We start from the raw sequence: 22761 nt of genomic DNA, 5'->3' as shown, positions 1-22761 counted from the left end.
TCGCCGTCAACAAGGACCCCGAAGCCCCCATCTTCGAACTCGTCGACTACGGCGTCGTCGGAGACCTCTTCACCGTCCTCCCCCAGCTCACCGACGAGGTCAAGGCCCGCAAGGGCTGACCTGTCGTCGCTGGACAGCGGTCCGGCCCCCGGGAGTCCTCCCGGGGGCCGGACCCGTCTCCGCACCGGCCGCGGGTCAGCGGCCGGCCAGGGTGCGGACGAAGCGGTTGGCGTCGACGGTGCCGAGGCCGGACGCCAGGTCGTAGCCCTTGACCGCCTGGTAGCCGGTCACCGCGTCCCACGAGTTGTCGCCCTCGGTGACGTCGGTGATGCCGCTCCACTGCGGGGGCAGCGCGGCCAGCGCGTACAGGCGCGGGTTGAGCTGGCCGAGGCGGTGCCCGGCGAGCTGGTCGGCGAGCGCCACGATGCCCGAGAAGATCGGGGTGGCCTCGCTGGTGCCGCCGGTGAGGTGCCAGCCGACCCGGGTCGGGTCGTAGGACTCGTACGTCCAGGCGGCGCCGTCCACGGCCGCGCTCATCGAGATGTCCGGGGTGCCGCGGTGGTTGCCGGTCACGCCGGCCACGCCCGCCTGGTACCAGGGGCGCTCGAAGACGCCGGAGACGCCGCCGCCGGCCGCGCCGTAGTCGTCGTGCCAGACCTTGTCCGGGGCGGTGCGGCGGCCGTCGTTGTCCAGGGTCAGCTGGGTGCCGCCGACCGAGGTGACCAGCGGGTCGGCGGACGGCCAGGAGTTGACCCGGTACGGGTACAGGTCGGTGCCGTTCTCCATCGCGTCGGTGGCGCCGTTGTCGCCGGACGCGGCGAGCACCGTCACGTCCTTGGCGGCGGCGAACCGGAAGGCGTACCGCAGGCCCTCGACGGACTTGAAGTCGCCCTTGTCGAAGCCCGGGAAGGTGTTCTCGGTCGCGCCGAAGCTCTGCGAGATCACGTCCACGTCGCGGTGCTGCATGATCGCCTTCTCGGCGTCCATCATCTCCGGCAGGCCGGTGACGCCCTCGGTCTCGGCGACGCCGGTCTCCACCAGGACGATGTGCGCGTCCGGGGCGATCGCGTGCGCGTACTCGACGTCGAGGGTGGTCTCGCCCGCCCAGCCGGTGTGCTCCTCGTTGGTCGGGTCGAACGGCGGGACGTCGCCCCACTTGACCACCTCGACCTGGGTGTCCGGGATGCCCCACTGCTTGTCGAACACCTCCAGGTCGTGCTGGATCGTCGGCGAGCCGAAGGAGTCCACGATCACGATGGTGCGGCCCTTGCCCGTGACGCCCTCCCGGTACAGCGGGTTCAGGTCGTAGGCCTGGCGGTACTGCAGCGGCGAGTAGCAGTGGATGCCGATCTGCGCCACGCAGTCCGACGTCGATATCGGCGCGACCCGGCCGACCGCGTCGATGTGCCCGGCCGAGGCGGGGCGCAGGTGGAACGCGGCCGGCAGGCGCAGGTCGGTCGCCGTGCGGGCGGTCGCGGTGGCGCCGGTCAGGGCGGTGGCACCGACGGCGAGCAGCGCGGCGGCCCGCAGCGCGTTGGAGCGTCGGGGACCCGCGGTGGCGGGGTGCATGCCCAAGGAGACTCCTCGAAGAGACGGTTCCCGGCACGACCGGCCGGGCGACCCCCATCCCATCGGCACCGGCGGGGAGCGGCCATAGTCCGAGACGGGCGGTGGGGATGGTTCCGGTCGGCCACCGGATTCGGTAAAGGAACCGGAGTGGTTCGGTAACGCCCCAGCTCAGCACGGTCGCTGACGGGCCGCCAGGGGAGGGTGTCGCGGTGTACTCCGCCCGCCCCGGCTCGTAGAGTCGGGCGGCATGGGACTGCTGACGGCATTGGACGGCGTGTACGGGGACCGCGCGGACGCGGTGGTGGCGGACGGCCGGGCGCTGTCCCGGGAGGAGTTGCTGCGCGCCGCCGGCGCGGTCGCCGAACGGGCCGCCGGCGCACCCGCGTTGGCGGTGCTGGCCCGGCCCGAGCCGGAGACCGTGGCGGCCGTGGTCGGCGGGCTGCTGGCCGGCGTCCCCGTGGTGCCGGTGCCGCCCGACTCCGGGCCGCTGGAGCGCGCGCACATCCTGCGCGACAGCGGGGCCACCCTGCTGGCGGGCACCCGGTTGCCGGAGGACGACGGCGGCCCGGCGGCCCTGCCGGTCCGGCTCACCGACCGCGCCTCCGGCCCCTGGCGGCCCGCCGCCGAGGACCCCGACCGGACGGCGTTCGTGCTGTACACCTCCGGCACCACCGGCGCCCCCAAGGGCGCGCTGATCCCGCGCCGGGCCGTCGCCGCCGGACTCGACGGCCTTGCCGACGCCTGGCAGTGGAGCGCCGACGACGTCCTCGTGCACGGCCTGCCGCTGTTCCACGTGCACGGCCTGGTGCTCGGGGTGCTCGGCGCGCTGCGCACCGGCAGCAGGCTGGTGCACACCGGCCGGCCCACCCCCGCCGGGTACGCCGCCGCCGGCGGCAGCCTGTACTTCGGCGTGCCCACCGTGTGGTCGCGGATCGCCGCCGACACCGACGCCGCCCGCGCCCTCGCCGCCGCCCGGCTGCTGGTGTCCGGCAGCGCCCCGCTGCCCGTCCCGGTCTTCGAACGGCTGCGCGCGCTCACCGGCCAGGCCCCCGCCGAGCGGTACGGCATGACCGAGACGCTGATCACCGTCGCCACCCGGGCCGACGGCGAACGGCGGCCCGGCGCGGTCGGCGTGCCGCTGCCCGGCGTGCGCACCCGCCTGATCGGCGAGGACGGGCAGCCCGCGCCGCACGACGGGGAGAGCGTCGGCGACCTGCAGGTCCAGGGCCCCACCCTGTTCGACGGCTACCTCGGCCGGCCCGACGCCACCGCCGGGTCGTGGACCGCCGACGGCTGGTTCCGCACCGGTGACGTCGCCGTGATCGGCCCCGACGGGTTCCACCGGATCGTCGGGCGCGCCTCCGTCGACCTGATCAAGAGCGGCGGCTACCGGATCGGCGCCGGCGAGGTCGAGGCCGCGCTGCGCGACCACCCGGACGTCGCCGACGCCGCCGTCGTGGGCGCCCCCGACGACGACCTCGGACAGGCTGTGGTCGCCTACGTGGTGGCCCGGCAGCCCGAGCTGACGGGCCCTCAGCTGATCGACTTCGTGGCGGGCCGGCTCTCGGTGCACAAGCGCCCCCGGCGGGTCGTGCTGGTCGACGACCTGCCCCGCAACGCCATGGGCAAGGTGCTGAAGAAGCAGCTGCTCGAACCGGACGCGTAAGCCGCTCCTTTCAGGAGCCCGGGGAGTGGGTACCACAGGGGTGGCGTGGGGGCCGGTGCCCCGCGCTGCCCGGCACACCCGCCGGGCCTGTGCGGAGGGGCAGGGGATGCTGTGATCGTCTGGGTCAATGGGGCATTCGGTGCGGGAAAGACGAGCACCTGCCGGGAGCTGACCGGGCTGCTGCCCGGAAGCGTGCTGTTCGAGCCGGACACCGTCGCGGCGCTGCTGCGCGCGACGCTGCCGGCGGAGCACCTCGCCGGGGTGACGGACCTCCAGGACCTGCCGGCCTGGCGGCGGCTGGTCGCCGAGACCGCCGCCGCGCTGTCCTGCGAGGCGGCCGGCCCCGTCCTGGTCCCGATGACGCTGCTGCGCCAGGAGTACCGCGACGAGATCTTCGGCTCGCTGGCCGGCCGCGGCCTGCCCGTCCACCACGTCGTCCTGGACCCGGTCGAAACGATCCTGCGGGCCAGGATCGCCACCCGCGAGGACGTCCCCGGCGACGCCGACGCCGCCGGCCGGCGGCAGCGCGGCCGGGAGATGCTGCCCGCGTACCTGACCGCCCGCGGCTGGCTGGCCGGCGACGCCCGCATGATCGACAACGGGGTGCTGAGCCCCCGTCAGACCGCGGAGCGGATCGCCGAACTGGTGCGCTGCGGCGCCGCGCGCTGCCCCATCGTGCGCACCGAGGGCGGGGACGGCGACACCGTCGCCGCCGCCGTGCTGCTCTTCGACGACCGCGACCGGGTGCTGCTCGTCGACCCCGCGTACAAGCCGCACTGGGAGTTCCCCGGCGGCGTCGTCGAACGCGGCGAGTCGCCGACCGCCGCCGCCGTCCGCGAGGCCGCCGAGGAACTCGGCCTGCGGCTGCGCCCCGAGGGGCTGCGGCTGCTCGCCGTCGACTGGGAGGCCGGGCAGGGCCGGGGCCGCGGCGGCCTGCGGCTGGTCTACGACGGCGGACGGCTCGGCCCGTCCGAGGTGCTGCGGCTGCGGCTGCCCGCCGGGGAGCTCCGCGACTGGCACTTCGCGACCCTGCGGGAGGCCGCGGACATGCTCCCCGAAGCCCGGATGCGGCGCCTGCTCGCCGCCCTGGAGGCGCGCGGCGAGGGCGAGTTGCGCTACCTGGAGGGCGGCCGCCCGGCGGCCACCGGGGCGGCGCCCGCGCGCTGACGCGCCCGGCTGCCGGCCCGCGCGGCCGTGGCCTGCGAGCATGGGCGCATGCCGTTCACGCTCAGTCATGCCGCGGCCGCGCTGCCCGTGCTGCGCCGGGCCCGCCGGAGGGGCGCGCTGGTGGCGGCCGGGCTGGTCGCCGGGTCGATGGCGCCCGACGTGCCGTTCTTCGCCGAGTCGGTGCTGCCCGGGGCGTACCGGCACGGCGCCCTGACGCACCGCTGGTGGGCCGCCGGGACGGTCGACGTGGCGATCGGCGCGGGGCTGGTGGCCGGCTGGTACGGGATGTGGCGGCGGCCGCTCGCGGCCGCCGTGCCCGGGGCGTGGACCGAGGTGGCGCCGGCCGGCCGGCCCGGCGCGGGCGAACTCGCCCTGACCGCGGCGGCGCTGGCCGCGGGCGCGGCCGGCCACCTGGGGTGGGACGCGTTCACGCACCACGGGCGGGCCGGCGTCCGGGCGCTGCCCATGCTGGAGCGGCGGGTGGCCGGCGTTCCGCTGTACACCGGCCTGCAGTACGGCAGTTCGCTGCTCGGGCTGGCGGCGCTGGCCCGGTACGCCGGGCCGTGGCGGGCGGCGGACCGGCGGGTCGCGGCGCTGCTGGCCGCCGCGGTGCTGGCGGGGGCGGCCGAGCGGGTGCGGCGCGGCGAGCGCGGCGCCGTCGACGAGGCGTGCTTCGGCGGCGGCGCGGGGCTGGCGGTCGGGGCGACGGTGCTGGGTGCGGCGTGGAGCCGGCCCCGGCCGGGCGGATAGTCTCTGCGGCTGCGTCCCGCGCGGTGCGCGGGGGCGTCGGTACGGACGGGGACGGGTGATGGAACAGAAGTTGGCGCTGGTCTCGGAGGCGCGGCGGGCCGTGCTGCGGATGGACGAGACCGAGCGGCCGCGGCTGGTGCTGCTGGCCGTGGGGGGAAGCGTCGTCCGGCTGATGGCGGCGCTCGGGCCGCTGCTCGGGCCGATGCTGCTGCAGGCGTACTACCTGGTGGTGACGGACCGTTCGGTGTACGTGATGAGCGGGCCGCGGAACGCCGGCGGGCCGCGCAAGCTGCTGCACGTGGCGCCGCTCGCCGAGGCGGCCGGGCTGGTCGCCAAGGTCGAGCACGGCACCGGCTGGAACTCGCTGTGGCTGCGGCTGCCCGGGCGCCGGCGGCCGCTGCGGACGAAGGTGTCGTTCCAGTCGCGGGCCGAACTCGACCGGTTCCTGGCGAAGTTCTGAGCGCCCCGGGAGCGTCCTCGGCAGCGGGGCCGCCGCCCGGGCGGGGTGTCCGGGCGGCCGACGCCGGCCGGCTACGCGCCGGGCGCGGGCAGGTACCCGTGGTCGGAGAGGTGGGCGCCGATCATGCGGTACACGGCCGGGTCGTCCGGGGTGAGGGCGGCGAGGCCGTCGACGTAGCGGTTGTACATGCAGAACGCGGACGCGATCAGCACGGTGTCGTGGATGGTGTCGTCGTCCGCGCCGAGGGCCCGCGCGGCGGCGATGTCCTGCTCGGTGACGGACAGTCCGCTCTCGGCGACCTTGCCGGCGATCTCCAGCAGCGCCCGCATCAGGTCGGAGACGGGGGCGGTCGCCAGGTCGGTCTGGACGGCCTCGACCAGGTCGAAGCCGCCGTCGAGGCGGTGCGCGGCGGTGGCGCCGTGCGCGGCCGCGCAGTAGCGGGTGCAGTTGAGGGAGGAGACGTAGGCGGCGATCAGTTCGCGTTCGCCGACGGACAGCGGGGATTCGCCGCGCAGGAGTTGTTCGGCGAGTTCGCTCAGCCGGAGGCCGGACGCGGGGTTGAAGGCGAGCAGGCCCCGGATTCCGGGGTGGGGTGCGGGGAGCGCGATGTGCGGCATGCCCATTACTGAACCGGTTCGGGACGCCCTTGGCAAGGCCTTGACCTGCGGTTGTGCCGTCACAGCCGGTAGGCGGCGGGCCGGTTCGCGGAGCACCGGCGCACGGCGGAGGGCGCAGGTTCGCGGAGTGCCGCCCGGCGGGGGCGGGTCCTGGCTGTCGGCGGGGGCGGGGAGATTAGGATGGGCGACCGTGACTGACACCGGTAGCACTCAGGACCTGGACCCCGTCGAGCCGGTCGCGGCCCCTGCCGACGACACCGGTGACGGGGCGTCGGAAGCGGCCCCGGACGGGGCGTCGGCGGAACGCGCGGGGACGGCCGACGCCCCGGCCGGCGACGTCGACGCGGACGCCGAGGCCGACGCCGAGCGGTCCGCGCTGCTCGACGGGGTGTGGGACGTGGTCGTGGTCGGCGCCGGACCGGCCGGGGCCTCCGCGGCGTACGCCGCGGCCGGCCGGGGCCGGCGGGTGCTGCTGCTCGACAAGGCCGAGCACCCCCGCTACAAGACCTGCGGCGGCGGCATCATCGGCCCGTCCCGCGACTCGCTGCCGGCGGACTTCAAACTCCCGCTCCAGGACCGGATTTCGGCCGTCACCTTCGCGCTGAACGGCAAGTGGACGCGCACCCGGCGCTCGAAGCGGATGCTGTTCGGCGTGGTCAACCGGGACGAGTTCGACCTGCGCCTGGTGCAGGCCGCCGAGCAGGCCGGCGCGGTGCTGGTCACCGGCGTCACCGCGACCGGCGTCGAGCAGCAGGGCGGCGACAGCCGCACCGTGTTCGTGACGCTGGCCGGCGGCGGGCGGGTCGAGGCGCGGGCCGTGGTCGGGGCGGACGGCTCCGCGAGCCGGATCGGCCGTCACGTCGGCGTCTCCTTCGACCAGATCGACCTGGGCCTGGAGGCGGAGATCCCCGTCCCCGAGGCCGTGTCCCGCGAGTGGGCGGGCCGGATCCACCTGGACTGGGGGCCGCTGCCCGGCTCGTACGGGTGGGTGTTCCCGAAGACCGACTCCGGGACGCTGACGGTCGGCGTCATCTCGGCGCGCGGGCAGGGCGAACTGACGAAGCAGTACCTGGCGGACTACATCCGGCGGCTCGGGCTCTCCGGGTTCACGCCGCTGGTCGAGTCCGGCCACCTGACGCGCTGCCGGGCCGAGGACTCGCCGCTGTCGCGCGGCCGGGTGCTGGTCGCCGGCGACGCGGCCGGACTGCTGGAGCCGTGGACCCGCGAGGGCATCTCGTACGCCCTGCGGTCGGGCCGGCTGGCCGGCGAGTGGGCGGTGCAGGTCGCCGAGGCGTCGGGTGCGGCGGACGTGCGGCGGCAGGCGCTGAACTACTCCTTCGCCATCAAGGCGGGCCTGGGCGTCGAGATGCGGGCCGGCAAGATCATGCTCGCCTCGTTCGAGAAGCGCCCGCACCTGTTCCACGCGGCGGTCTCGCTGGTCACCCCCGCGTGGCGGGCCTTCGCCCGCACCACGCAGGGCCACACGACCTTCGCGCAGATCATGCGCGACCACCGCGCGGCCCGGAAGCTGGCGTCGGTCGCCGGCCGCTGACCGCGCGGGCCGCGGCGCGCACGCACGGACCCGCCCGGGGAGGGAGCTCCCTCCCCGGGCGGGTCCGTTGTCGTGCGGGGCGCGGGGGTTGGGCTTCGGGGGGCTCCCCGCGCCCCTGACGGGGGGTTACTTCAGGCCGGTGTCCAGGGCGTTCATCAGGGTGCCGGTCGGGGTGTCGCCGGACATCTCCCAGACCATGGCGCCCAGCAGGTTCTTGGACTTCAGCCAGGCGGTCTTCTGGGCGATGGACCAGGCGTCGTCGAAGGTCCACCACTGGCCGCCGTTGCCGGTGTAGCCGTACGTGGAGACCGAGACCGGGTCGTGGTAGACGGTCAGGTTCGGCACCGAGGTGATCAGGTTGTGGTAGCCGCGCGTCCCGGCCTCCTCGGCGAACTGGCCGGGTGCGGCGCCGCCCGCGGCCTGCCAGGCGCCGTGGGCGCCGCCGTCGGTGACGTTCTGCCAGCCGCGGCCGTAGAACGGGAAGCCGATGGTGAGCTTGCGCGGGTTGACCCCGGCGTCGAGGTAGGTGCTGACGGCGTTCTCGATCGAGAAGTGGAACGGGTACGGGTCGGCGGGGTCGGTGCGGAGGTTGGCCTGCTGGCCGGTGCGGTTCGGCTCCCAGGAGTTGTCGCTGCCGGAGCCGTGGAAGTCGTAGCCCTGGACGTTGGCGATGTCGAGGTACTGGAAGATCTGCGAGAGGTCCCAGCCCTGGGCGATCTTGGCGGGGTCGGCGGGGGTGAAGGCGGTGAGCAGCTTGTGCGGGCCGCCGAGGGCGTCGAGCTGGCGGCGGAACTCGGCGAGCAGGAGCGTCAGGTTGGCCTTGTCGGCGGTGGACCAGTGGTTGCCGGGGTGGCCGTCGGCGGAGCCGGGCCACTCCCAGTCGAGGTCGATGCCGTCGAAGATGCCGGCGCCGGTGCCGGGGCCGCCCGCGCCGTTGTAGGAGGGCAGGTTGCCCTTGATCCAGATGTCGATGCAGGAGGAGACGAGCTTCTTGCGGGAGGCGTCGGTGGCGGCCGCGTCGGAGAAGTACTTGGAGTAGGTCCAGCCGCCGAGCGAGACCACGACCTTGAGGTTCGGGTACTTGGCCTTGAGCTTCTTGAGCTGGTTGAGGTTGCCGCGCAGCGGCGACCAGCCGTCGTCGGCGACGCCGTCCACGGACTGGGCGGCGCTCATCGGGCGGGCGTAGTCGGCGTCCGCGTCGCCCGCGCCGGTGCCCTGGTCGGGGTCCTGCGGGTTGGCGGTGGTGCCCTTGGTGACGCCGGCCAGGCAGGTCAGGTTGACCGGGTCGATGTTCTCGAAGGCGTAGTTGATGACGTCGAGCTTGGCGGCGCTGCCGGAGGTGTCGAGGTTCTTGACGAAGTACTGGCGGCCGTAGATGCCCCACTGCACGAAGTAGCCGACCCGGGAGTACTTGCCGGGTCCGGCGAGGTCGCCGGTGCTGACGGTGAGGGCGTTGGAGGCGGGGGAGTCGTTGTCGGCGGCGTCCCGGGCCTTGACGGTGAAGGTGTACGGGGTGGCGGGGGAGAGCTGCCCGACGGTGGCGGCGGTGCCGGTGACGGTCTGTACGAGGGCGCCGCCCCGGTAGACGTCGTACGCGGCGACCCGCTTGTTGTCGGTGGCGGCATCCCAGGCCAGGGCGACGCTGGTGGAGGTGACGCCGGTGGAGCGCAGGTTGCCGGGCGCGGTGGGCGGGACGGTGTCGGTGGCCGGGTCGACGGTGGAGAGGAACACCGGCGGGCTGAGCGGGCCGGTGTTGCCGCGGGTGTCCTTGGCGCGGACGTTCAGGGTGTAGGTGGTGGCCGGGGCGAGGCCGGTGAGCGTGGTGGACAGGCCGGTGGCGGAGCCGAGGACCGTCGAGCCGTTGAGGACGTCGTAGGAGGCGACCGGGAAGTCGCCCCGGGCGGCGGCCGTCCAGCTCAGCGCGAGGGTGTGCGCGGTGGCGTCGACCAGCGCGGGGGCGCCGGGCGCGGTCGGCGGGACGTCCGGGGTGCCGTCGCACTTGTCGCCGTTGACGCGGCAGTTGAGCGGTGCGGCGATCGGGCCGTTGCCGATGAACCAGAAGCTGTACGGCTCGGTGGAGCCGTTCGGCTGCACGGTCGCGTTGTAGTAGGCGTTGGTGGCGACCACGTGGCTGCCGGTGGTGGTGGCGGTGCCGTTGTAGCTGCCGGTCATGGTGACGCCGGACGGCAGGTCGAACTCCAGCGTCCACCCGGTGACGGCGGTGGCGTTCGGGTTCTTGACCACGAACGTGCCCTTCCACCAGGACCCGTAGTTGTCGCTGGTGAAGGTGGCGGTGAGCTTGGCCGCGGCGTGCGCGGGGGTGGCGGCGAGCAGGGCGATCGGCAGTGCGAGTGCGGCGAGCAGGGCCAGCAGGCGGGCCCTGAGCCATTGCCTGGAGCGGACGTGCATCGGTACTCCCTGTCTGGTGTGGGGGATTCCGTACAGGGGTGCCTGGAGCCGGCAAGAGGAGGGTAAGTGGACTGGACCAACTCGTCAACAGGTCTATACCGGACGGGGGTTGACGTCGCGGGGCGGGCATGATCCAGGACTGTCGGCGGCGGCTGGCAGGATGCCCGGCATGGGACTCGATGTGGTGGTGGGCGCGCTGATCGGCGCCGAGGAGGACACGGCGGACTGGTTCCGCGCCGAGTGCGCGACGATCCGCGCGGTGCTGGAGCGCGAGGGCCTGCCGACCTGGCAGGAGCCGGTGCAGGGGCAGCAGTTCGGCGAACGGGTGTGGGGCTACTCGGGGCTGCACACGCTGCGCCGCCTCGCCGCCCACCTGGCCGCGCACGGGCGGCTGCCCGAGCCGCTGGCGGACGGCGAACGGGCCTCCGAGGACCCGCAGTTGCGGAGCGCGTACGTCGACGTGCCGGACGACCCGCCGGGCCCGTTCGACCACCTGATCCACCACTCGGACTGCGAGGGCTACTACGTGCCGGTGGACTTCGGGCCGGTGCTGGTCGACGAGGAGCTGTCGGGCGGCGCGCTCGGCTCCTCGATGCGCCTGCTGGCCGAGCTGCGGGCGCTGGCCGAGGCGCTCGGTCTGCCGGAGGGGCTGGACCCGGACGGCCCGGAGGTCGAGGAGGCGCTCGACGGGACCGGCACGGGGTCGGCGCCCTGGCAGCGGTACGGCACCGAGTCGTTCATCTGCCTCCAGCTGATGCGGGCGGCCCGGCACTCGGTGGAGACCGGCGCGGTCATGGCGTTCTGCTGACGCCGCGTCAGGGGCCGAGCAGCTGCTCGGCGAGCGGGCTGCGGGCGTACAGCACCAGGCGGCCGTGCCGGGCGCGGGTGACCAGGCGGGTGGCGTGCAGCACCGACAGGTGCTGGCTGACGGCGCCCGCGGTGACGCCCAGCCGGCGGGCCAGCTCGGTGGTGGCGGTGGGCTCCCGGAGCAGCGCGAGCAGGCGGGCCTTGGGCGCGCCGAGCAGCTGCTCCAGGGCCTGCGGCGCGGGCGGCGGGTCGGCCGGCCCGTTCAGGTTGCCCTGGCCGCGCGCCACGTAGCTGATCGACGGGGTGCGGTCCGGGCCGATCGCGGTGATCGCGCCGCGCGCGAAGCAGGTCGGCAGCAGGGCCAGTCCGCGCCGGTCGACCGCGATGTCCAGGTCGCCCTCGCCCCAGTTCCGTTCGATCGTCAGCACCCCGTCCGACCAGCTGAGGCGGTGGTCGAGGTCGGCGAACAGCCCGGCCGCGCCGCGTTCGGCCAGCACCCGGGAGCGGTGCACGATGTCCGCGTGCAGCACCGAGCGGGCGCGCGGCCACCAGGCGGGCTCCAGCACCCGCGTCCAGTACTGCTCCAGGGCGTCCGCGATCCGCCGCACCAGCTCCGCGGGCCGGTCGTCGAAGGCCGCCAGCAGCGGGGGGACCGCCCGGTCGTGCGGGAGGAAGGTCACCTCCAACTCGCGCCGCAGCCGGGCCGGTTCGAAGGCGCGGACGACGGCCAGCTCGGCCCGGAAGTCCGGGAAGGGAATGCTCGGACGGGGCGTCAGGAAGTCCGGCACGTACTTGTTGGATGCCACCAGGGCGCGCAGCAGCGGCGCGGCCGGCAGCGCCTCGAACGCCGGGCGCATCGCCTCGAACGCGGCGCCGTGCGGGTACTGGCCGGGGTGGGTCCACATCCGCAGGCTCAGCACCGTCTCCTGCAGCGGCGAGCAGGCGAAGGAGGTGGCGGCCAGATCGGCCAGGCCCAGCCGGAACCGCAGCACCATGGTGTTCCCCCTGATCGGGCCGGTGGATTCAGGCCCGGGCTAAATCAATACCACGTTCGTTCCGCACCCGGTCTGATCGGGTCATGACCGCCACTGAACTCGCGGCCGACGAGGCCGCGTCGCCCAGCCATGCCCCGGGCCGGTTCGCCCGGCTGCTGCCCCAGGACCCGGCGCTGCGCCGGCTCTCCGTGATCACCCTGGTCAACACGGTCGGCAACGGCCTGACGATGACCCTGTCGGTGCTGTTCTTCACCCGCATCCTGGGCTTCGGGGTGGCGCAGGTCGGCGTGGTGCTCACCGTCGCGGGGGCGGTCGGGCTGGCGGCGGGCGTGCCGGCCGGCTGGCTGTCCGACCGGTACGGGCCGAAGCCGGTGCTGGTGGTGCTGCTGGTGGTCCAGGGGCTGTGCGCGGTCGGGTACGTGCTGGTGCACGACCTGGCGGCGTTCGCGGTGCTGGCCTGCCTGCTGGCCGCCGCCGACCGGGGCGGATCGGCGGTGCGCGGCGCGCTGTTCGCCGAGGTGCTGCCGGCGGACGGCCGGGTGGCGGGCAGGGCGTACCTGCGCTCGGTCACCAACATCGGCCTCGGGGTGGGCACCGTCGCCGCCGCCGTGGTGCTGCAACTCGACACCCGGGGCGCGTACCTGACGGCGCTGCTGTTCGACGGCGCCACCTACGGGGTGATCGCCGTGATGTACCTGGCGCTGGTGCACGTCCCGCCGCGCACCGCCGAGCAGGCGGCGAAGGCGAAGGCCGAGGGCGGCCTGCCGGCCGTCCTGCGGGACGGGCGCTACCTGGCGATGACCGGCCTGAACGCGGTGATCACGCTGCAGTTCGTGATGATCGAGGTCGGGGTGCCGCTGTGGGTGGTGCGGGAGACCGACGCGCCGCGCTGGATGGCGGCCGGCGGACTGCTGGTCAACACCGCGCTGGTGATCGTGCTCCAGGTGCGGGCCACCCGGGGCACCGAGGAGGTCGGCGCGGCAGCCCGGATCTTCCGCCGGGGCGCGCTGCTGGTGGCCGGCTCCTGCGCGGTGCTGGCGCTGGCCGCGGGCCTGCCCGGCTGGGCGGCGGCCCTGGTGATCGCCGCCGGCGTCGGACTCCAGGCGCTCGGCGAGGTGTACAGCCAGGCCGGCGCGTGGGCGCTGGGCTACGACCTGGCGAAGGAGCACGCGCACGGCGCCTACCAGGGCGTCTTCAACACCGGCATGTCGGGCGCACTGATGTTCGGCCCGGTGCTGATCACCTCGGTGGTGGTCGCCCACGGGACGGCCGGCTGGCTGCTGCTGGCCGCGCTGTTCGCCGCGGCGGGCTGCGGGATGACGCTGCTGGTGCGGGACCGGGGCTGAGCGGCGCGGCGGCGCGGGTGACGGTCCGTCACCCGCGCCGTGCGGTCGGTTCGTTCGGCGGTGCGCGGGCGTCAGCAGCTCAGGTTCGAGCCGGTCGGGACGCCGAGGATCGCCGCGAAGCCGGTGTAGGCGTTGATCCGGCTCTGCACCTGGGCGGGGTTGCCGCCGTTGCACTCCAGGGCGCCGTTGATGGAGCGGATGGTCTCGCCGAAGCCCTTGCCGTTGACCATCGCGTTGTGCGCGGTCATGGTGCCCGGGCCGTTCTGCGTCATCCAGTACCAGATGCCGGTCTTCCAGGCCACGGCCGCGTCGGTCTGCACCAGGTTCGGGTTGTTCAGCAGGTCGATGCCGAGGGCGTCGCCGGCCGCCTTGTAGTTGAAGTTCCAGCTGAGCTGGATCGGGCCGCGCCCGTAGTAGGCGGCCTGGCCGGCCGGGCAGCCGTACGGCTGGGTGGTGTCGCAGTAGTGCGGGTAGTTGGCGGTGTTCTGCTCGACGACGTAGACCAGGCCGCCGGTCTCGTGGCTGATGTTGGCGAGGAACGCCGCCGCCTCCTGCTTCCGCACCGTGTCGGAGCCGGTGCCGGCGAACGCCGGGTAGGCGTTCAGCGCCGCGACCAGGCCGCTGTACGTGTAGAACGGGTTCCGGCTCGGGAACATCTGGTTGAACTGCGCCTCGGAGACCACGAATCCGCCCGGGTTGGGGGTGGTGGAGCTCGGGCTGGGCGACGGCTGGTCGTCGGCGCAGTTGGACGGGCTCCAGTACCAGGTGGAGACCGTCGGGTCGTAGCCCGGGTTGTCATGGGTGGCGACGTAGAACTTGCCGTTCGGCACGTACTTGACGACCGTGCCGGTGGCGTACTGGGTGCCGGCCACCCAGATCTGGAAGGCGCAGACCGTCCCGGTGGGGGTCTGGCTCGGGCTCGGCGTGGTGCCGCCGCCGGTGCCGCAGGCGCCCTGGTCGGCCCAGACGCCGCTGCCGCCGGTGCTCGGGGTCTCGCCCTGGGTCCACCACTTGGCGTTCCAGTTGTGGCCGTTGTACGAGGCGGTCATGCCGCCGGTGTACACCTGCGAGGCCGCGTACGGGGCGGCGCAGGCGGTGGCGGCGGTCGACGAGCCCGGCACCAGGACGGCCAGTCCGGTGGCGGCCAGCGCCCCGGCCAGCAGGGCGGCGACCCGGCCGCGGCGGGAGGCGGAACGGCGGTGGGGGTGCGAACGGCGGTGGGAGAGCGTGCGGTTGGGGGACATCGGCCACTCCTTGTGGGGGGAACGAGCGGTGTCCATGCACTCAAGCGAGGTTGGCCGTTAACTGTCAATAGGTCTAGACCTTAAGAGGATTGAGGACGTGTACGACGTGTCGGGTACTGGCCAGTGGGCCCGGTGACGTGCCAGGGTGCAGGCGGAGACCGTCCGACCCACCCTCAGCCGGAAGGCAGGCCACCCCAGATGACCAGCGAAGCGCCCCTCCTGCGCCGCAGCACCGCCGACGCCGTCACCACCCTGGAGCTCGACTCCCCGCACAACCGCAACGCCCTCTCCACCCGGCTGATGGCCGAGCTCACCCGCGCGCTGGCCGACGCCGCCGCCGACCCGGAGGTCCGCGCGATCGTCCTCGGCCACACCGGCCGCGTCTTCTGCGCCGGCGCCGACCTGTCCGAGGCCACCGGCGACGACCCGACCGTCGGACCGCGCGGCCTGGTCGCCCTGCAGCGCGCCCTCGTCGACTGCCCCAAGCCCGTCATCGCCCGCCTCGACGGCCACGTCCGGGCCGGCGGGCTCGGCCTGGTCGGCGCGTGCGACCTGGCCGTCGCCGGACCCGACTGCACCTTCGCGTTCACCGAGGCCCGCCTCGGCCTCGCCCCCGCCGTCATCTCGCTGCCGCTGCGCCCCAAGCTGGAGCCGCGCGCCGCCGCCCGCTACTACCTCACCGGCGAGACCTTCGACTCCGCCGAGGCCGCCCGGATCGGCCTGGTCACCGAGGCCGCGGACGACACCGGCGCCGCGCTGAAGACCGTCCTGGACGCGCTGCGGCTGTGCTCGCCGCAGGGCCTGGCCGAATCCAAGCACCTGGCCAACGCCGCCGTCCGGGAGTCCTTCGACCGGCACACCGAGGAACTGGTCGCCCAGTCCGCGCGGCTGTTCGGCTCCGAGGAGGCGCAGGAGGGCATGCGCGCGTTCCTGGAGAAGCGGCCGGCCCGCTGGGTGCGCTGACCCCGCCGTCCGCCGGAAGTTACCGGCCGGTGTGAGTTTGGTCCCGTTGCCCGCCGCGGGAGCGCACCGGCCGATACGGTGAGCGCATGTCGATCGTCCGTACGCTGCTGGGATCCGTCCGCGAGAGGTCGCGGCGGGCCGCCGGGCGGGCGGTGCACCGCGGTTGGCGGTGGGTGCAGGACGCCGGCGCCGTCAGCAACCGCAACCCCGGGCCGTACCGGTTCGGGGAGCTCGGCGACGGCACCAAGCTCGCGTTCCCGCTCGGCACGGTGTTCAACGAGCAGTGGATCACCATCGGCCCGTTCTCCATCATCGGCGAGCGCGTCACCATCTCGGCGGGCTTCCTGCCCGGCCTCGACCTCGGTCCCGAGCCGATCGTCCGGATCGGCGGCGGCTGCGTGATCGGCCGCGGCAGCCACATCGTCGGCCACCAGCGGATCGTCCTCGGCGACGACGTGTGGACCGGCCCGAACGTCTACATCACCGACCAGGCCCACGAGTACCGCGACACCGAACTGCCCATCGGCAAGCAGTGGCCGCGCAACGAGCCGGTCTCGATCGGCGCCGGCTCGTGGATCGGCACCGGCGCGGTGATCCTCCCCGGCGCCCGGCTCGGCCGCAACGTCGTGGTCGCCGCCAACTCCGTGGTCTCCGGCGAGGTCCCCGACCACGCGGTGGTGGCCGGCGCACCCGCCCGCCAGGTCCGCACCTGGAACCCCGAGGACGGCTGGCAGCCGCCGATCCGCCACGAGGCGCCCCGGCCCGTCCCCGACGGCGTCACCGCGGAACAGCTGCGCGCCCTGGTCGGCTGGGACCTCCGCCTGCCCGGCGAGAGCACCCCCGAGGGGTGACCCGCCGGACGGGTGCCGGCCGGGCGGACACCCGGCCGGCGACGGCGAACTGACGGCCGCTCGGGTCACGGGGAGCCGTTCCGGGCGAACGGCGGGCGGGCGGGCGGGCGGAGCCGGCACCGGGTGCGACGACTGTCACAGCTGGGCAACACCGGCAACCGGGCGGGCCGGACCGGCGTGGTGAGGGCTGTCGAGCGGGGCAGGACGCCCCCTCGTGGATCTCGGGAACCGGCCGGGTCGAGCCGCGGGGGCGTCGACCGGAGCCGACCGGGGATCCGTGCCAACCGCTTCGAGCCCACCTGGAACCGACCATGCGTCTCATCCGTGTCACCGTCGCCGCACTGACGGCTGCCTCCGCGCTCGCGCTCACCGCCTGCGACCCGGACGCCGCCGCCGGCGGCAGCGCCGCGCCCGCCCCGTCCTCTCCCGCCGCGACCGGCTCGGCCCCGGCGGCGGGCAGCAACAGCCCCAAGCCGTCCGCCAGTTCGGGGAAGTCCGCCGAGGCCGGCGGGAAGCCGTCCAAGCCCGCCGCCGACTGCACCGCGAATGCCGCCCAGGTCGGCACCGTGGTGGAGGCCACCGAGAACGGCTACCTGACCCACATCTGGTTCCGCGCCAGGCCGACCAGGTTCGTCTGCGGCCCCGACGTGCCCAACGACGGCTACTTCGAGGCCGTCGGCGAGCCCAAGGTGTACGACGTCGGCAACAGCACCAAGACCCTGCTGCTGGACGAGAACCTCAAGGCCAAGGAGGTCGACGTCTTCGTCTTCATGAAGGCCCAGGAGGCGTGCATCCAGCACAAGCAGCCCGCCGCGCCGTACCGCTGCTTCGGCAACCAGTACGCCGTCAAGCTCGACTCCAAGGGCGCCCTGCTCAGCGTCACCCAGCTGTACCGCCCCTGACGGGGCATCACCGCCCGAACGGCGGTCCGGACGCCGTGGGGGCGACCGGACCGCCGTTCGGCGTCCCCGGGCGACGGGACGTCAGGCCGCCCGGCCCCGGTCCACGGCGACGGCCAGCAGGCCCGCCAGGGCCGCCGCCGCGGCGACGGTGAGCAGCGCGGCCGGCAGCGAGAGGGCGTCGGCGAGGAAGCCGATCACCGGAGGGCCGACCAGCATGCCCGCGTAGCCGAGGGTGGAGGCCGTCGCCACGCCCTGCGGGCCGGCCGCCGCGCCCGCCCGGGCGACGGCGAGCGGGAAGACGTTGGCCAGGCCGAGGCCGACCAGCACGAAGCCGGCCAGCACGGCGGGGACCGACGGGGCCAGCGCGGCGGTGGCCATGCCCGCGCAGGCGGCCAGGCCGCCGAACAGCATCAGCCGGGTCTGGCCGAGGCGTTCGGAGAGCCAGGTGCCGGACAGCCGGCCGGCCGTCATCGCGAAGGCGAACGCCGCGTACCCGGCGGCGGCCACCGGGGCGCTCGCGTGCACGTCGTCCGTCAGGTGCAGGGTCGCCCAGTCGGCGAGCGCGCCCTCGCCGTACGCGGTGCACAGCGCGACCAGGCCGAGCAGCACCACCAGCAGGCCCGCCGAGCGGCCCGCAGGGGCCCGCCCCGCAGCGGGGTCGACGGCCGGGGGGCGGACGGCGGGGGCGCGCAGCAGGGCGGCGCCGGCGGCGAGGGTGACGGCCAGTCCGAGGCCGGCGGCCAGGGCCAGCGCCCGGGCGGCGTCGATGCGAGCGGCGAGCAGGCCGCCGACCGCCGCGCCGAGCAGGCCGCCGAGGCTGTAGCCGGCGTGGAAGCTCGGCATGACGGGCCGTCGGAGTTCGGCGACCAGGTCGACGGCGGCGCTGTTCATCGCCACGTTGGCCGCGCCGTAGCCGGCGCCGAACAGCAGCAGCACGGCGCCGAGGCCGAGCACCGAGCGGGTGTGCGCGGGCAGCGCCACGGCGAGCGAGAGGACGCCGACGGAGACGACGGTGACCCGGCGGGAGCCGAAGCGCAGGCAGAGCCGGCCGATCAGGGCCATGGTGGCGACCGCGCCGGCCGAGATGCACAGCAGGGCCAGGCCCAGGGCGCTGTGCGAGGCGGCGACCTGGGCGCGGACATCCGGGATGCGGACCACCCAGGAGGCGAACAGGAAGCCGTCGACGGCGAAGAAGGCGGTGAGGGCGAGGCGTGCCGCCGACCAGGAGGAGCTGCGGCCGGACGGGGCGGTGGAGGAGGGGCGGGCTTCTGTTTTGTTCAGTAGCGGCACAAAGTCAGAATAGGGGAGTGCCGCACACGCCTTCAACCCCGAACCGGAGCCCCGCCGTGAGCACCCCGCGCCGCGCCGCCCCCGACCGCGGCCGCACCCTGCTCGGACCGGCGCTGCGCCTGATCCACACGGGCCGGGCCCCCACCCGGTCCGCGCTCACCGGCGCCCTCGACGTCACCCGCGCCACCGCCGGCGCCGTCACCGCCGAACTCGAGGCGCTCGGCCTGATCAGCGTCGACTCCCGCCCGGCCGGCGGCGGCCGGGGCCGCCCCTCGCACCGCCTCACCCTCGCCGACCCCGGCCCCGCCGTGCTCGCGGCCCAGCTGCACGCCGACGGCGTCTCCGCCGCGCTCGCCGGACTCGGCGGCCGGCTGCACGACACCGTCCACCTGCCGCTGCCCGCCGACACCGCGCCCGAGCGCCTGCTCGCCGCGGTCGCCGAGGCCGGCGCCGGCCTCGCCCGGGCGGGCCGCCGCCGGATCCTCGGCTTCGCGCTCGCCCTGCCCAACCCCGTCACCGAACCCGACGGCACCGCACTCGCCGCCCTGCACTTCGACTGGCCGTCCGGCACCCCCGTCGCCGAGCTGTTCGCCGCGCAAGTGGCCGGCGCGGACCTCGGGCCGCGCGCCCGCGGCGTGCTCCCGACCGCCGTCGCCAACGACGCCAACCTGGCCGCGCTCGCCGAACACCGGCACGGCGCCGGCCGCGACGCCCGCCACCTGCTGCTGGTCACCTCCGGACACCGCGGCGTCGGCGGCGCCCTGGTCGTCGACGGCCGCCTGCACACCGGGAGTTCGGGCCTCGCCCTGGAGGTCGGCCACCTCACCGTCGACCCGCTCGGCCGGCCCTGCGCCTGCGGCAACCGCGGCTGCCTGAACGCCGAGACCGACCCCGAGGCGCTGTTCGCCGCCGCGAAGCGGCGCCCCGACCCCGGCCGGCCGCTGCTCCCGCAGGCCCGCGAACTGGCCCGCGACCCGGAGGCCGCCGACGCCGTCGAGCACGTCGTCGACCGCCTCGGCCAGGGTCTCGCCGGGCTGGTCAACATCCTCAACCCGGACCGGATCGTGCTCAGCGGCCTGCACCTCGACCTGCTGGCCGCCGCCCCCGACCGGCTCGCCGCCGTCGTCGCCGAACGCTGCCTGTGGGGCCGCAGCGGACGCGTCCCGATCGTCCCCGCGCAGGTCGTGCACGCCGGACTGGTCGGGGCGGCCGAACTCGCCTGGGAGCCCTGCCTGGAGGACCCGCAGGCCGCCGTCGCGCCGTGAAACGCGAACGGCGCGGGCCGACGGAACGTCGACCCGCGCCGGGCGGCGCACTACTGGCGGTGCGTCACTTGCCGAAGCGGAGCTTCCACGGAGCGACCGCCGACTCCAGCTGCACGCCCAGGCTCATCTTCGACATGCCCTCGACGCGCTCCTCGAAGCGGATCGGCACCTCGGCGATCCGCATGCCGTGCTTGACCACGCGGTAGTTCATCTCGACCTGGAACGAGTAGCCGTTGGAACGCACCGACTGCAGGTCGACCTTGCGCAGCGCCTGCGCCTCCCAGGCCTTGAAGCCCGCGGTGGCGTCCTTGACCTTCAGGCGCAGGATCGCGTTGACGTAGAAGTTCGCCCACGCCGACAGCGCCTTGCGGTGCCACGGCCACTCGGACGCGGTCGAGCCGCCCGGCACGTAGCGCGAGCCGAGCACCACCGAGGCGTCGGTCGTGGTGAGCTTCTCCACCATCGCCGGGATCGCGGTGTGCGGGTGCGAGAGGTCGGCGTCCATCTGGACGACGATGTCGGCGCCGTTCTCCAGCGCCTGCGTCATGCCCGCGATGTAGGCCCGGCCCAGGCCGTCCTTGTCGGTGCGGTGCAGCACGGTGAGCGTGCCGCCCGACTCGGCGCCGAGCTTGTCCGCGACGTCGCCCGTGCCGTCGGGGGAGTTGTCGTCCACCACCAGTACGTGCAGGTTCGGCATGCCGAGCTCGCCCAGCCGGCCAACGAGGATCGGGAGGTTCTCCCGCTCGTTGTACGTCGGAACAACCACAACAACCTTCGGGTGGGCCTCAGCCATGTTTCTTCTGTCCTCGATACGGTTATGAGAGCCGGATGCGGCAGTCTAGCGTTGATCCCCGCACGTACGTTCCGGGGGTCCGCCTACGCCCCGCGCGCGGGAATGGCGGCGGTCCGCGGTCCGTTGCCCCGGCATGACCGACAACACACCGGCCGACCCCGCCGAACCGCTGCGCTACGCCGCCTTCACCGCCGACCCCGCCGGCGGCAACCCGGCGGGCGTGGTGCTGGACGCCACCGCGCTGAGCGCCGAGCAGCAACTCGCCGTCGCGGCCCGGCTCGGCTACTCCGAGACCGCCTTCCTCGGCCCGGTGCCGGGCCGGCCGCGGGCCCGCACCGTCCGCTACTTCAGCCCGCTCGCCGAGGTGCCGTTCTGCGGCCACGCCACCATCGCCGCCGCCGTCGCGCTCGGCGAGGCGATCGGCCCCGGCGAGCTGCTGTTCGAGACCAAGGCCGGGCCGGTTCCGGTCACCGTGGAGCGCGACGCGGCCGGAGAGTTCACGGCCACGTTGACGAGTGTTCCGCCGCACGTCGAAGCCGTCGCCGACGAGGACCTCGCCGAGGCGCTCGACGCGCTCGGCTGGAAGGCCGGGGAGCTCGACCCGCGGCTGCCGCCGGTGATCGCCTACGCCGGCGCCCGGCACCTGGTGCTCGCCGCCGCGACCCGGGCGCGCCTCGCCGACCTCGACTACCGCTTCGACGCGCTCGCCGCCCTGATGCGCCGTCTGGACCTGGTGACCCTCCAACTGGTCTGGGAGCAGGACGGGTCCACCTTCCACGTCCGCGACCCGTTCCCGGTCGGCGGCGTCGTCGAGGACCCGGCCACCGGCGCGGCCGCCGCCGCGTTCGGCGCCTACCTGCGGCAGCTGCGGGGCCTGGAGACCGCCCGCCTGACGCTGCACCAGGGCGAGGACCTCGGCCGGCCCGGCCTGCTCACCGTCGACCTGACCGCCGGCGACCCCCGGGTCCGCGTCACCGGCCGGGCCGTGCGCATCCCCTGACGGGCCGGCGGGCCTACGACCGGCCCGCGTCCGGGCGGGCGCGGGCCAGGTCGAGCAGCGGCGGGCCGTACTCGGGGTGCGCGAGGGCGTGCGCGAACTGCGCCACCAGGTAGGCCTGCGGGTTGCCGGTGTCGTACCAGTGGCCCTCGATGACCTGCCCGTAGACGGCGCGGCGGGCCGCGTACGCGTTCAGCGCGTCGGTCAGGTACAGCTCGCCGACCGGGTTCGCCCGGAACCGCCGGTGCTGCTCGCGCAGTTCGTCCACCACGCCGGGCGTCAGCACGTAGCCGCCGATCGCCGCGTAGTGCGACGGGGCGGCCGCCGGATCGGGCTTCTCCACCAGGCCGGTGATCCGCAGCGCGCCGTCCCCCAGGTCCTCCTTGACCACCGGGACGCCGTAGCGGTGCGACTGCGCCGGGTCCATCGGCATCAGCGCGAGCACCGGCGCGCCGGTCCGCTCGTGCGCCGTGATCAACTGGCGTGCCCGCGGCACCTCCGCCACGAACACGTCGTCGGGCCACAGGACCAGGAACGGCTCGTCGCCGAAGTCCCGGGCCGCGTTCAGCACCGGCGTCCCGTTGCCGTACGGGCCGTGCTGGAACAGGTAGGTGAGGTGCCCGCGCCGTGACAGGTCGGCGACGTCCTCCACCGCGTCCGCGTACGCGTCCTTGCCGTCCGCGCGCAACTGCGCGACCAGCGCCGGGTTCGGGCGGAAGTGGTCCTGGATCAGCGACTTGTCGCCGGACACCACGACGGTGATGTCGGTGATGCCGGAGTCGATCAGCTCCCGCACCGTGTGCTCGATCACCGGCCGGTCGCCGACCGGCAGCATCTCCTTCGGGATCGCCTTGGTGAGCGGCAGCAGCCGGGAGCCCAGGCCCGCGGCGGGGATGACGGCTCGGCGGAGGGTGGCGCGCATGGGCCTCTTCCTGTTCCTGGACGGACGCGGTGCCGGTCGGCACCGACCGTACCAGGCGTGACGGTGCGATCACTCCGGGTCGCGGAGCCTCCTGCGGGCCGCGGCCGCCGGCCGAGGGTCCGTCGGCGGGGCGTCCGGCGGGCCCCGGCTCCCCATAAGCGGAAGCTGGGGCCCCCGTAACCGTCACTTATCGTGA

Annotated in this window: 20 protein-coding genes and 1 pseudogene; 13 read left to right on the top strand and 8 right to left on the bottom strand. The window is 74.8% G+C overall.

Going from position 1 to position 22761, the window contains the following annotated elements:
• Positions 1–119: pseudogene (locus tag ACFV1L_RS31785) on the top strand (electron transfer flavoprotein subunit alpha/FixB family protein); the annotation flags it as partial.
• A gap of 76 nt (positions 120–195) precedes the next feature.
• Here the strand turns inward: ACFV1L_RS31785 and ACFV1L_RS31780 are convergent.
• Positions 196–1569 carry a S8 family serine peptidase gene (locus tag ACFV1L_RS31780; RefSeq protein WP_380372541.1) on the bottom strand — a complete coding sequence of 458 codons (1374 nt, stop codon included), beginning with the start codon at positions 1567–1569 and terminating at the stop codon, positions 196–198.
• 247 nt (positions 1570–1816) lie between these two features.
• Between ACFV1L_RS31780 and ACFV1L_RS31775 the strand changes: the two genes are divergently transcribed.
• The 4 genes from ACFV1L_RS31775 to ACFV1L_RS31760 all read left to right on the top strand — a co-directional run bounded on the left by ACFV1L_RS31775 (position 1817) and on the right by ACFV1L_RS31760 (position 5612).
• A complete protein-coding gene (locus tag ACFV1L_RS31775) occupies positions 1817–3235 on the top strand; it encodes an acyl-CoA synthetase (protein ID WP_380372538.1) in 1419 nt (472 codons plus the stop codon).
• Positions 3236–3346: 111 nt separating this feature from the next.
• On the top strand, positions 3347–4402 hold the full coding sequence (locus tag ACFV1L_RS31770; RefSeq protein WP_380372536.1) for an NUDIX domain-containing protein: 1056 nt from the start codon (positions 3347–3349) through the stop codon (positions 4400–4402).
• 48 nt (positions 4403–4450) lie between these two features.
• Positions 4451–5152: a DUF4184 family protein gene (locus tag ACFV1L_RS31765; RefSeq protein ID WP_380372534.1), complete on the top strand. Its 702-nt coding sequence runs from the start codon at positions 4451–4453 to the stop codon at positions 5150–5152.
• Positions 5153–5210: 58 nt separating this feature from the next.
• Entirely contained in the window at positions 5211–5612 is a 402-nt protein-coding gene (locus ACFV1L_RS31760; RefSeq protein ID WP_380372532.1) for a hypothetical protein, read from the top strand.
• Positions 5613–5683: 71 nt separating this feature from the next.
• On the opposite strand, the gene ACFV1L_RS31755 is transcribed toward ACFV1L_RS31760, so the two are convergent.
• The gene (locus ACFV1L_RS31755; protein WP_380372529.1) at positions 5684–6229 is read right to left on the bottom strand and encodes a carboxymuconolactone decarboxylase family protein; all 546 of its coding nucleotides are present in this window, start codon (positions 6227–6229) and stop codon (positions 5684–5686) included.
• A 190-nt stretch (positions 6230–6419) separates the two neighbouring features.
• Here ACFV1L_RS31755 and ACFV1L_RS31750 point away from each other — a divergent pair, with 190 nt between their 5' ends.
• Entirely contained in the window at positions 6420–7781 is a 1362-nt protein-coding gene (locus ACFV1L_RS31750; RefSeq protein WP_380372526.1) for a geranylgeranyl reductase family protein, read from the top strand.
• 126 nt (positions 7782–7907) lie between these two features.
• Here ACFV1L_RS31750 and ACFV1L_RS31745 read toward each other — a convergent pair whose 3' ends face one another.
• The gene (locus ACFV1L_RS31745) at positions 7908–10190 is read right to left on the bottom strand and encodes a glycosyl hydrolase family 18 protein (protein WP_380372523.1); all 2283 of its coding nucleotides are present in this window, start codon (positions 10188–10190) and stop codon (positions 7908–7910) included.
• Between the two features lie 169 nt (positions 10191–10359).
• Here ACFV1L_RS31745 and ACFV1L_RS31740 point away from each other — a divergent pair, with 169 nt between their 5' ends.
• Positions 10360–10998, top strand: a complete 639-nt coding sequence (locus ACFV1L_RS31740; protein WP_380372521.1) for a hypothetical protein — start codon at positions 10360–10362, stop codon at positions 10996–10998.
• Positions 10999–11005: 7 nt separating this feature from the next.
• Here the strand turns inward: ACFV1L_RS31740 and ACFV1L_RS31735 are convergent, their stop codons facing one another.
• Positions 11006–11992, bottom strand: coding sequence for an ArsR/SmtB family transcription factor (locus ACFV1L_RS31735; RefSeq protein WP_380372518.1), 987 nt, complete (start codon positions 11990–11992; stop codon positions 11006–11008).
• 83 nt (positions 11993–12075) lie between these two features.
• On the opposite strand from ACFV1L_RS31735, the gene ACFV1L_RS31730 reads away from it, so the two are divergent.
• Positions 12076–13338: an MFS transporter gene (locus ACFV1L_RS31730; RefSeq protein WP_380372515.1), complete on the top strand. Its 1263-nt coding sequence runs from the start codon at positions 12076–12078 to the stop codon at positions 13336–13338.
• Positions 13339–13409: 71 nt separating this feature from the next.
• Here ACFV1L_RS31730 and ACFV1L_RS31725 read toward each other — a convergent pair whose 3' ends face one another.
• A complete protein-coding gene (locus tag ACFV1L_RS31725; protein WP_380372512.1) occupies positions 13410–14582 on the bottom strand; it encodes a glycoside hydrolase family 19 protein in 1173 nt (390 codons plus the stop codon).
• A 198-nt stretch (positions 14583–14780) separates the two neighbouring features.
• Here ACFV1L_RS31725 and ACFV1L_RS31720 point away from each other — a divergent pair, with 198 nt between their 5' ends.
• The 3 genes from ACFV1L_RS31720 (at position 14781) to ACFV1L_RS31710 (ending at position 17298) form a co-directional block, all read left to right on the top strand.
• Positions 14781–15545, top strand: a complete 765-nt coding sequence (locus ACFV1L_RS31720; RefSeq protein WP_380372509.1) for an enoyl-CoA hydratase family protein — start codon at positions 14781–14783, stop codon at positions 15543–15545.
• Between the two features lie 86 nt (positions 15546–15631).
• Complete coding sequence (locus ACFV1L_RS31715; RefSeq protein WP_380372506.1) at positions 15632–16396, top strand: acyltransferase; 765 nt, start codon at positions 15632–15634, stop codon at positions 16394–16396.
• A 311-nt stretch (positions 16397–16707) separates the two neighbouring features.
• Entirely contained in the window at positions 16708–17298 is a 591-nt protein-coding gene (locus tag ACFV1L_RS31710) for a hypothetical protein (RefSeq protein ID WP_380372503.1), read from the top strand.
• Between the two features lie 81 nt (positions 17299–17379).
• On the opposite strand, the gene ACFV1L_RS31705 is transcribed toward ACFV1L_RS31710, so the two are convergent.
• Entirely contained in the window at positions 17380–18588 is a 1209-nt protein-coding gene (locus tag ACFV1L_RS31705; protein WP_380372501.1) for an MFS transporter, read from the bottom strand.
• Positions 18589–18644: 56 nt separating this feature from the next.
• Here ACFV1L_RS31705 and ACFV1L_RS31700 point away from each other — a divergent pair, with 56 nt between their 5' ends.
• Positions 18645–19853, top strand: coding sequence for an ROK family protein (locus tag ACFV1L_RS31700; protein WP_380372500.1), 1209 nt, complete (start codon positions 18645–18647; stop codon positions 19851–19853).
• 64 nt (positions 19854–19917) lie between these two features.
• On the opposite strand, the gene ACFV1L_RS31695 is transcribed toward ACFV1L_RS31700, so the two are convergent.
• Positions 19918–20646, bottom strand: coding sequence for a polyprenol monophosphomannose synthase (locus ACFV1L_RS31695; RefSeq protein ID WP_380372498.1), 729 nt, complete (start codon positions 20644–20646; stop codon positions 19918–19920).
• 133 nt (positions 20647–20779) lie between these two features.
• Between ACFV1L_RS31695 and ACFV1L_RS31690 the strand changes: the two genes are divergently transcribed.
• Positions 20780–21646 carry a PhzF family phenazine biosynthesis protein gene (locus tag ACFV1L_RS31690; RefSeq protein WP_380372495.1) on the top strand — a complete coding sequence of 289 codons (867 nt, stop codon included), beginning with the start codon at positions 20780–20782 and terminating at the stop codon, positions 21644–21646.
• 13 nt (positions 21647–21659) lie between these two features.
• On the opposite strand, the gene ACFV1L_RS31685 is transcribed toward ACFV1L_RS31690, so the two are convergent.
• Entirely contained in the window at positions 21660–22565 is a 906-nt protein-coding gene (locus ACFV1L_RS31685) for a UTP--glucose-1-phosphate uridylyltransferase (RefSeq protein WP_380372492.1), read from the bottom strand.
• Positions 22566–22761 lie beyond the last annotated feature (196 nt).

This window comes from Kitasatospora sp. NPDC059646, assembly GCF_042734615.1.
Lineage (GTDB): Bacteria > Actinomycetota > Actinomycetes > Streptomycetales > Streptomycetaceae > Kitasatospora.
This window is presented reverse-complemented; position numbering and strand designations above follow the sequence as displayed.